This is a genomic window from Microcoleus sp. K4-B3 (assembly GCF_036704615.1).
Classification (GTDB): Bacteria; Cyanobacteriota; Cyanobacteriia; order Cyanobacteriales; family Microcoleaceae; genus Microcoleus.
Genome location: NZ_JAUBSF010000008.1, coordinates 124,730 through 134,258, shown reverse-complemented (window position 1 = coordinate 134,258; position 9,529 = coordinate 124,730). Strand labels below are relative to the sequence as shown.

At 48.2% G+C, this 9,529-nt stretch carries 8 protein-coding genes; 2 read left to right on the top strand and 6 right to left on the bottom strand.

Features of this window, described 5'->3' with window-relative positions; translation table 11 throughout:
• Positions 1–165 precede the first annotated feature (165 nt).
• The 6 genes from QUA78_RS06680 to QUA78_RS06655 form a co-directional block, all read right to left on the bottom strand.
• Positions 166–765, bottom strand: a complete 600-nt coding sequence (locus tag QUA78_RS06680; protein WP_333301756.1) for a Uma2 family endonuclease — start codon at positions 763–765, stop codon at positions 166–168.
• A 101-nt stretch (positions 766–866) separates the two neighbouring features.
• Complete coding sequence (locus QUA78_RS06675) at positions 867–1,463, bottom strand: Uma2 family endonuclease (RefSeq protein ID WP_333301755.1); 597 nt, start codon at positions 1,461–1,463, stop codon at positions 867–869.
• A 78-nt stretch (positions 1,464–1,541) separates the two neighbouring features.
• Positions 1,542–3,782 carry a phosphoketolase gene (locus QUA78_RS06670; RefSeq protein WP_333301754.1) on the bottom strand — a complete coding sequence of 747 codons (2,241 nt, stop codon included), beginning with the start codon at positions 3,780–3,782 and terminating at the stop codon, positions 1,542–1,544.
• Positions 3,783–3,999: 217 nt separating this feature from the next.
• Entirely contained in the window at positions 4,000–5,223 is a 1,224-nt protein-coding gene (locus tag QUA78_RS06665) for a COP23 domain-containing protein (RefSeq protein ID WP_333301753.1), read from the bottom strand.
• 2 nt (positions 5,224–5,225) lie between these two features.
• Entirely contained in the window at positions 5,226–5,852 is a 627-nt protein-coding gene (locus QUA78_RS06660) for a serine protease (RefSeq protein WP_333398677.1), read from the bottom strand.
• A gap of 44 nt (positions 5,853–5,896) precedes the next feature.
• On the bottom strand, positions 5,897–6,463 hold the full coding sequence (locus tag QUA78_RS06655; RefSeq protein ID WP_333301751.1) for a COP23 domain-containing protein: 567 nt from the start codon (positions 6,461–6,463) through the stop codon (positions 5,897–5,899).
• A gap of 655 nt (positions 6,464–7,118) precedes the next feature.
• Between QUA78_RS06655 and QUA78_RS06650 the strand changes: the two genes are divergently transcribed.
• Both QUA78_RS06650 and QUA78_RS06645 read left to right on the top strand, forming a co-directional pair.
• On the top strand, positions 7,119–7,724 hold the full coding sequence (locus QUA78_RS06650) for a hypothetical protein (protein ID WP_333301750.1): 606 nt from the start codon (positions 7,119–7,121) through the stop codon (positions 7,722–7,724).
• A gap of 138 nt (positions 7,725–7,862) precedes the next feature.
• Positions 7,863–9,239, top strand: a complete 1,377-nt coding sequence (locus tag QUA78_RS06645) for a cytochrome P450 (protein ID WP_333301749.1) — start codon at positions 7,863–7,865, stop codon at positions 9,237–9,239.
• Positions 9,240–9,529: the final 290 nt, after the last annotated feature.

Below are 9,529 nucleotides of genomic sequence, written 5' to 3'. Positions count from 1 at the left end.
TCCATAATCTTCATGTCATTGCTCGAATGGCTGAGGTTCTGCCAATTAAACCGGGCATAGAGTCTAACTCATTGACCGGCTAACTCCATACATCTGTTTTCTTGTCAACTTCTAATACTGAACCGACGCCCTAGACGATCGCACTTTTTACCAACTCCTCAGCATTCAACCCACTTGGCGAACCCCATTCAGAAACTCTCTCCTTGCATCAATCCTTGAAGGCATTAAAACGCAGCGTACCAACAATTCTAAATCCAATTCCGGCAGCCACTCACTTCTTGAAATTTGCTCATAATTATCCTCGCGCAGCCGATAGACAGCCAACTGATTATTTTCCCAAAACCAGACTTCAGGAATGCGAAGTCGCAGATACTTAGCGAGTTTATTTGTACTCCCGCTAGTAATCGTTACTTCCACGGCTAAATCAGGATGCTCTTTTCTTGAACCTATATAATAAGACTCGTCTGGTTCAAATGATACATCTCTTGCCCGGTCTCTGCGAGTTGCACTCCCTACAGGAATATATTCAATTCCCATTTCACAAAAGTAGAGTTGTAGCAAAAAATTAAGAATACAACTGATTGTCTCATGTGCTTCACCCAGTGTCATAAACTCTATCCACCCCTCAAAATAAGTTATCCGCAAACCCGGAGAGTCTGCCATCAAAGATTCAATCGCCTCAAATTGCTCCCAACTATAATAACCAGGGAGAACCAATCGCTGTTCCGCAAGCGTACCTATTTCTTCTAAAAGTTGTGCAGTCATAGCTATAGCCATTGTATTTTAATATTGCTAGCCCTGATCTGGTATAACCTTAGTAGGGACAGCATGAAATCGCCTTCAAAACTTAGTGAACAAAGTCGATATTATTGCGACAGAATTCCCTGAATTAACTCCGTCCTTGCATCAATTATTGAAGGCATTAAAACGCAGCGTACCAACAATGCTAAATCCAACTCCGGCAAAAACTCACTTCTTGAAACTTGCTCGTAATCATCCTCGCGCAGCCGATATACAGCAAGCCGATTATTTTCCCAAAACCAAACTTCAGCAATGCGAAGTCGCAGATATTTAGCGAGTTTATTTGTGCTACCGCTAGTAATCGTTACTTCCACGGCTAAATCGGGATGCTCTTTTCTTGAACCTATATAATAAGACTCGTCTGGTTCAAATGATACATCTCTTGCCCGGTCTCTGCGAGTTGCACTCCCTACAGGAAAGAATTCAATTCCGAGTTCAAAAAAGTATGCTTCCAGTAATATAGCGAGCGCTTTTTTAAAGCTTTCGTGTTCTTCGCCCACTGTCATAAACTCGATCCACCCATCAAGATAAGTTATCCGTAAACCCGGAGAGTCGGCCATCAAAGATTCGAGAGCCTCAAATTGCTCCCAACTATAATAACCGGGGAGAACCAATCGCTGTTCCGCAAGCGTACCTATTTCTTCTAAAATTTTTGCTGTCATAGGTATCACCATCCTACTTGAATATTACTAGCCCCTACCCAGCACAAACCAGGCAGGGGCATTCACTCACATTCTAACTTAATGAACTAGCTCGATCGCCCTTTTAGTCAACGCCTCAGCAGTCAACCCATTAAACGCCATCAACTGACCAGCACTAGCAGTAGTTTCCCCCCGCTTCCAAGCGAAAGTATCCCGCTGGCAATTGCTGCGGAGCATCACAGGTTCCAACATCCCAGAAGCACCGCCTGTCACGCCAATCAAGGCATCTCCGCCAAACAATTCGGCAAATTTCTCATCGCTCAAAAAGCCGCCGTCAGCTTCCGAACAAGTATCCCAAGCAACGTCTGTTGGCCGGTACAAACGCCGGGGATTGATAATAGAAACAATCCGCACTCCAATGCCTTCTGTTTCCAAAAATGCCGCCGCTTCAAACACTGGCATTAACGTCATGTCGCCGACAACAGCAAACACAACTTTCTTGCTCCCTCCTTGATTGTGGGGAGCTTGCGGGGAATCGACTTCGTGCAGCACTATTGCACCGTCTTGCAAACCTTGGCGAGTCTGTTCAAAAGTAGTGCGAATTGGCAGCGGCGACTTGCTCGCAGTAATCACAACTCCCTTATTTTTAGCAGTCAAAGCCCACTCGTAACAAGCTTGAATGCTGTTAGCATCCGGTGGAAACAAAGGAAATACATTTCCGTTCCGCATCATCGCCGCAAAATAAGCCTCAATTTCCGGCCGCTGGTGCGTCCAACCGTTGCGGCCTTGTTCCAATGCACCCGCTGTAAATAAGGTGACAGTTGCCGGAGTTGGACGGCGCAATTCTGCCATTGCTTGGGTTACAGTTTGCCAAATTGGTAAACCGTTGATGGCAAAAGATTCGTAGGAACACCACAAACTCCGCGCTCCAAATAGCGATAAACCTACGGCTAAACCGGCGCAAGCATCTTCGCTCAAAGGTTCGTAAACTTGGCCATTTGGCGATTGATTGTACAGGTCATCTGTCGTCGGGTGAATAATCTTAAGAGCTTGGTTGATATTGGCAATTGCCGATGCTTCATTGCCGTCAGCATTAGTGACAAGAAAAGTCCGATCGCGCTCGCCGACTTTCCCTACCAAAACCCCCATTGCTGTTGTCGAAATCTTCGATTCTCCCCCAACTGCAAATTCTTCTAAAGGCAATTCGCCTAAATCTGCCAGCGGCAATGTAAACTCAGTAACAACTGTTTTCGCCGCCGGCCCGCCGCCCGCACGCTCGCAATTTGTCCGCACCAACTCCCAAGCAGCAGCAGTCAAAGCGCGCTCTTTTAAAGCACTGATAATGTGCGGAGCATCCAGCGTATCTTTCGGATAAAGGTTGTGAGATTTTGCGCCGCGCGCGTGGACGCCGGCACCTTTCAACTGTTTGATAATAAACACAGTTAATTTGCCGCCGAGAGCAGATTTTGCCGCTTTGTCAACTCCTTGTAAAACAGCTTTGGTAAATGCCATCCGCTGTTCGAGCGAAAAAGCAGTGCTGTCAACATAATCTTCCGGTTGATTTTTATCGTCAAATTCCTTAGCATCAACTAAGATAACTTCTTCAAAACCGTTGCCTTGCCAATAAGCAATCATTTCAGCATTAGTTTTAGTCGAAACCATGCTGTGATGTTCCTGAGAATATCCGTTCCAAACCAAAACAGGCAAAAAGTTAGTAACGCTGGGATAAGCAGTGTGGAAATGCGCCATGCTGCTCATCGGATAGGGTTCGCCCATGCCGCCGTCGCCCATTGTGAAAGCAAACAGTTTTTCGCGGTGCAAAAGCGCTCCTGCCATTGCGAAATGCTGCCCTTGTCCGAGGGGGCCGGCCGGTGCTAAAAGGCCGGGAATGAAACCGGAAAGATGTCCTAACAAACCGTCTTTTTCTCGGAATTTATCGCGCACTTGCTGCACGTTAACAATTCCCATATCCTCCAAAGATCGATCGAGAAACATGGCACTGTAAAAGCCGGGGGCGTGATGCCCTACTTCAGTGACAATGTTCTTGTGACCGAGCATCACCAAAGCGGCATAAGCCTCAGCTTGGCTAGCAAAACCCCCTGGATGTCCCGATGCCTTGCTGGCGGTAACTTGCAGCGTCAGGTAGCGCAGGGCGTCTGCTCCCAGCATCGTTTGAAAGACGGCGACGGGATCGGCAGAATCGGCGATCGACTTGCTCCCCTCGGCGATCGCAGGTGCTTTTCCATAAGTCTCAAAACCAGGGACTGTTTCAGAAAAATATTGAATGCCTTCGCAAAAAGCTGGCGTTGTTGACGTTGCCTGCGGGGTAGTTGCTGTCATGCTTGATACCTGAAAAATTTGAATTGGATTAATGTAAGAGTAATTTTATAGCTTCCGTGTTCCAAAAAATCATGAGTTCTATTATGTCAGTGATAAATAAGTAAAATATCTCACTTTTTCAGCTAATAAGTACTTGTTTGAGAACCCAGACTTTTTTAATAAATCGGGGTTCTGTGTTTACCCATTACTAATCCCTCTAAAACCTCAAATCGCAAATCTAAAATTGTTCCAGCCGTTCCCGGACATCGATATAAAGCACAGTACCGCTTTCAGAAAGAGAAGGCACAGCCTTTTGATTCCCCAACCAAACAAAAAAACTGCTAAGTGCAGGAGTTGGATCTTGATCGCGGCGCAGCGTGTAGATCAAACCCTCGCAAGGCCCATTAACGCGGCTAGTCGTGCAAATCGCTTTCTGGTTATTTACAATACCCACAGTCACATAATTTAGCTGTTTATTGCGGTTATAATTCTCAAGGCGCTGAGTCACTTGTTGGCAGCGAGTTAGAGGATCGTAGCCCGAACTAGAAAAGAAATTAGAATTCCAGCGAATCCAAGGCTCTCTGAACCCTTGCGGATTTTGATACACAGTCACCGGCTCGCCCGTTGAGGTATCGCACACAAATCCTCCATAAACCTGATTCGGTTGGTTTTGACCCGAGGCGCTGCTGAGAGAAAGATTGCTGAGAATATCAAAGCCATTACGCTTATTTTGTGATAGCAACGCCATAAAAGCATCGATTGGAATTGCCGCGTTTAACCCCGTTTTTATCTCCTCAATCTGACCGTTCCACTGACTCCTAATTGTGCCAACAGTATCCCCCTGACCGTGAATTCCTACCACCCTGCCATCAGCATCAAACACAGGCCCGCCGCTCATCCCGCGCCTGGTTACAGCTTGGTAGCGCAGACGGTACCCCGATGAGGCGCTGCCCAAGCGAGAAGAGATGATACCAGCAGTAAACTCAAGTTTTCGTTCAAATCCCGAAATTGGCAGCGGATAGCCAGAAACGTAAATAGCAGAACCGACAACAGCACGTTCTGACTGGCCCATTGGTGCTACTGGATACTGTTCTCGGCTCTGAAACTGTATCAAAGCCAAGTCTATATCCCGGTCATTTTTCGGGAGTCGCTGTATTCTAATCGCAGCATAATCCTTCTCCAAATGAGTGCGAATGCTGTATTTTTGAGCGAGGCTTGCCACCACATGATTAGCTGTCAGAACAGTGTAAATATTACCCTGTTTCGCAATAATTACTCCCGATCCACTAGCAAAAAAACCCAGCGTGTTGTTGACTTCCACAGTTGTCAACATCGCTAGCTGGGCAATTTCTTCGGGTGTTTTGGCACAAGCAGCATATTGTTGGCTGACAACCGCAGCCACCGTTACTGCACCGGTCAAAATGATTGTCAGTGCGTCAAACCGCAAACCCCACGAATTCATCGCTAACTCCCTAGATCAGACGAGACGAACTGCAAATATATACTGATAGGAATTCCCCAACTGGATTTAACCATTTTTTCCAATAATTCCGTTGTCGGTTCACTTCCATCTTCAAAAGCATAGACTCCAAAATCTGGATCTCGATACTTACCTCGACCGTTAATCCCAACCAAGAAACCTTTGGCATTAAAAATTGGGCCACCACTCATACCGATTTTAACCTCATTTGTATAACCCAAGCTATAACCTTGAGGCAAAGATTTGGGCAGCAGCAGTTCTACGAACCCCCCCGCTACAGCCAACACCTCAGCACCGGCAGGGAATCCGGCCGCCAGCAGCGGCTCTCCCACCGCTGCCGGCTCGGCGCTAATCGGTGCTACTTTATACTCGATCGCGCTGCGAAACTCAACGATCGCCAGATCGGTATCGCCCAGCCGCCTCGGAACTCCCAGCGGTTGGTGGAGGAGGCCGTCGCCGGTGACAATTGTCCGATCGCCCCGGACGATCGCCACAACGTGCCAATTAGTAAGCACCGTATAGGTTTGCCCCTGTCGCCGGACGATCGTCCCCGAACCAAAAGATTTCCCCGTCTGGATGCGTACCGCTGTTTGACGCGCCAAGTTTTCCACATCCACCCCCGGAATTGGCAATGGGATTGAAAAGTTGCCAATCTTTAAGGCAGTCCGGACGGCGGGAAAAAAGGGGGCAGTTCGGCCCCATCGCCAGTGTTTTCCCCTAGCTTTTCCCGGACATCAATGTAAGGAATTTTACTACTTTCAGCCACAGAGGGCATCCCGACCAGTCCTTGGCGCCAAGCCAACAAGTTATACAAAGAGCCGATCGGGTCTTGACCGGGCCTGAGTGTATAAATCAAATTTTGACACAGACCATTGATTTGATTGGCCGTGCAAATGACATTTTGGCCGTTCATCTGACCCGCAGTAATGTACTTCAGCACCCGGTTGCGGCGATAGGTTTCGAGGCGTTGACTCACTAATTGACACCGAGTTATCGGATTGTAGCCAGAACCGGAGAAATAATCGGAAGTCCACTCAATCCAAGGCTCTACGGCACCTTGAGGGTTTTGGTACACCGTCACCGGCGCACCGATCGAGGTGCTGCACCAAAATCCACTTTCCCCCGGTGCAAGCCGACTGTAACTCGGTTGAGAAGCAACCGTCAGGCCGCTGAGGGCGATCGCTGTTGCCGCCACAACTTTTGTCAATAATTGCTGTTTCATAATGTTTTCACTCTTTTGGATGGGATGCGGCACAAAAATTCCCAAATGCTGCGATAACACCCTTGACGCGCCTGTTCATTACAGATCCGCTGACTTCGGAATTATGTTATTCGCGACTTGACCAGAAACCAAGTTTTTTTACGAAAACACTTCGTTGCAGCCCTTATGCTTGGTTAAAAAACCCGGTTTCTTTGGTCTTGATGCGTAAGTCCTGATATTGTTCGCGACTTGCGCATGACCTCTAACCGCCCCGAAGGCGAGCTTAAAATGCGCGCGCAAGTCTAAATTCTGTGCTCTTTCCTACTAATCAAACTCAGGCTGCCGCAAACCGGAAAGAGACTTTTCACCTCAGACATTGGGATGGCTCGAATTGCAACGGTACATCACACCACTGACAAGGTATTTGATATCACTTGCGATCGGCGTCGCTAGCTCGATCTGCTGAGATACGGAGACGGTACGGTTGTACAAATGAAGGGTCTTACCCCTGTTACGCGATCTCACACTAAATTAAAGGTATTAACAAGAACTCTTAACTTGTTTTCTTCTCCGTACTGCCAGAAATACTTCTAAGTGAGTGTAATCAGGAATTAAGTGCTTTCTACCACCAAAATTCACCCTCCATACACTGACGTTTAGTAAAGTATTAAAAACTATGAACCGTATCTACAAACAGTTGGGGTATTTAGCAACTGGATTAATTCTGCTCGGCGCTAGCAGTTGTTCTAGCTCAGATGCAGCTAACTCGGCCGAAAACCAGAGCCAACCCCCAGCAAGCGCCCGTCAGTTCCTACACCTACAGCTAACGGGAAATCAAATTGAGGCTCGCTCAACTCAAGCACCGTCGCTCTCTAACTCTGTTGCCCCAGTTTTAGGCAGTTCGGTAGGAGCAGAGAATACTGTCACCATTAAGGTTTATAAAGTAGACAATCTGTGTCAAACTCTGAAGCCGGAAACAGTTACAGGCCCAGACAACCAGTTAATGTCATCGGCTGTTAATGAAGTGTTAAAGCAACAGGTTTTCGCTAGTCTTGGCTTGGTTGGTTATCGCCTCAAGATCGATCGCGACCTCGGAATAGCTACCGTAGATCTGCGAGCCTCCGGAAATTCGCGGCAGAAATTGCAAAATCTGTCCAGTTGTCAAATGTTAGGTTTGTTCGGGGGCGTGCGCCAAACTTTAACCAGTTATGCTCCTTGGCAAATCAAAACAGTTCGTTTTACAGAGCTTGGAGAGGATATTTTGAGCACCGTTCGAGAATAAGCTATTAAAATTATTGGAGATGGGACTTACGCAATTCTCCCCTTAAAAACAAGGGTTGGGAGGGATTGAACAAACCTTCAAACCCTTTGAGATTTGTTGATGCTGCTAAGTCCTGTGACCCAAACCCAGGTAATTCTTATGACACTCCCTAACGGCCCCAAAGCTCCACCCTTTGTGCAGCTAATTCAATGGATCGGCGATCCGCTGACATACATGGATAAATGTGCCAAACAATACGGCGACATTTTCACAGCTCAAGTGAACAACGGGAACCCATTGGTGATGATCAACCACCCCCAAGCTGTCCAGGAGATGCTCAACAGCAACGCGCTTCACGCTCCAGGGCGCCTCAACAGCATCCTAAAACCCTTGATGGGAGAACAATCCATGATTATGCTCTCGGGAGAAAGGCACAAACGCCAGCGCCAATTATTGATGCCACCCTTTCACGGGGAACGGATGCGGAATTACGGCCAACTAATTTGCGATATCGCTCAAGATGTTGCCAGCAAGTGGTCGGTCGATCGACCTTTTGTGGCCCGCAGCGCGATGCAGGAAGTCACCATGCGGGTAATCTTGCAAGCAGTCTTCGGCATGGATGACGGGCCGCGGTTACAAGCACTCAGACCACTACTTGCCTCAGTCGTCGATATGACCAACTCTCCCCTGCGATCGAGCATACTGTTTTTCGGCTGGATGCAGCAAGATTGGGGCTCTTGGAGTCCTTGGGGACGCATGAAACAGCGGCAGCGGAAAGTTGACGCACTGATCGACGCGGAAATTGAAGAACGCAGACAGCAACCAGACGCCAGCCGCACCGACATTCTCAGCTTAATGATGGCCGCGCGCGACGAAAACGGGCAACCAATGACCAATGAAGAATTGCGCGACGAGTTGATGACGCTGCTGTTTGCAGGCCACGAAACCACAGCAACGGCCCTAGCTTGGGCGTTTTACTGGATTCACCACTTGCCCTCCGTGCGCCAGAAGTTGCTGCAAGAATTGGACAGTTTGGGGGAAAATCCCGACCCGATGGAGATTTTCCGCTTACCTTACCTGAGTGCAGTTTGTCAGGAGACGCTGCGAATTTACCCGGTGGGAATGCTGACGTTTGCGCGAGAAGTGCTCACGCCCGTGGAACTGATGGGACATCAACTCGAACCGGGCACGGTTGTCATCGGCTCGATTTATTTGACCCACAGACGGGAGGATTTGTATCCAGAACCCCTGCAATTTAAACCGGAACGGTTTTTGGAGAGGCAATTCTCGCCTTATGAGTATTTGCCCTTTGGAGGCGGCAGCCGCCGCTGTATAGGCTTGGCGTTGGCGCAGTTGGAGATGAAACTCGTGCTGGCAACCATCTTGCGGGATTTCGACCTAGTATTGGCCGAGAAAAAGCCCGTACAGGCCAAACGCCGAGGGGTGACTTTAGGGCCTGCCGGCGGCGTGCGGATGGCCCTGCTGGGGCGGCGGATTCCGCAGCAGAAGCCTGAACCTGTTGCTAGTGGAGTTTAAAGTCGCAGCCGTGGCAGCGGACGATCGAACTTTCAGCTTTGAGTGCCAACAATTTAGGGAAAAGGTGCGATCGTCCGCAAATGCCACCATTTTTTGTAGCACCCGCTACAGATAAACAGCTAGAATCCTTAACCTGTAACCCTCGCCCCCTCTCACTTTTCAAATTTTCAGTCTAAAATGATATGAACCTTGCAAACACAGCCTGAAAGCAAAAGTGGGTGATTGCAATAGTCCTCTTGATATCTCAAAAGCCTGCCTGCCATACTTTAAAAACATATGCATACCCTGTT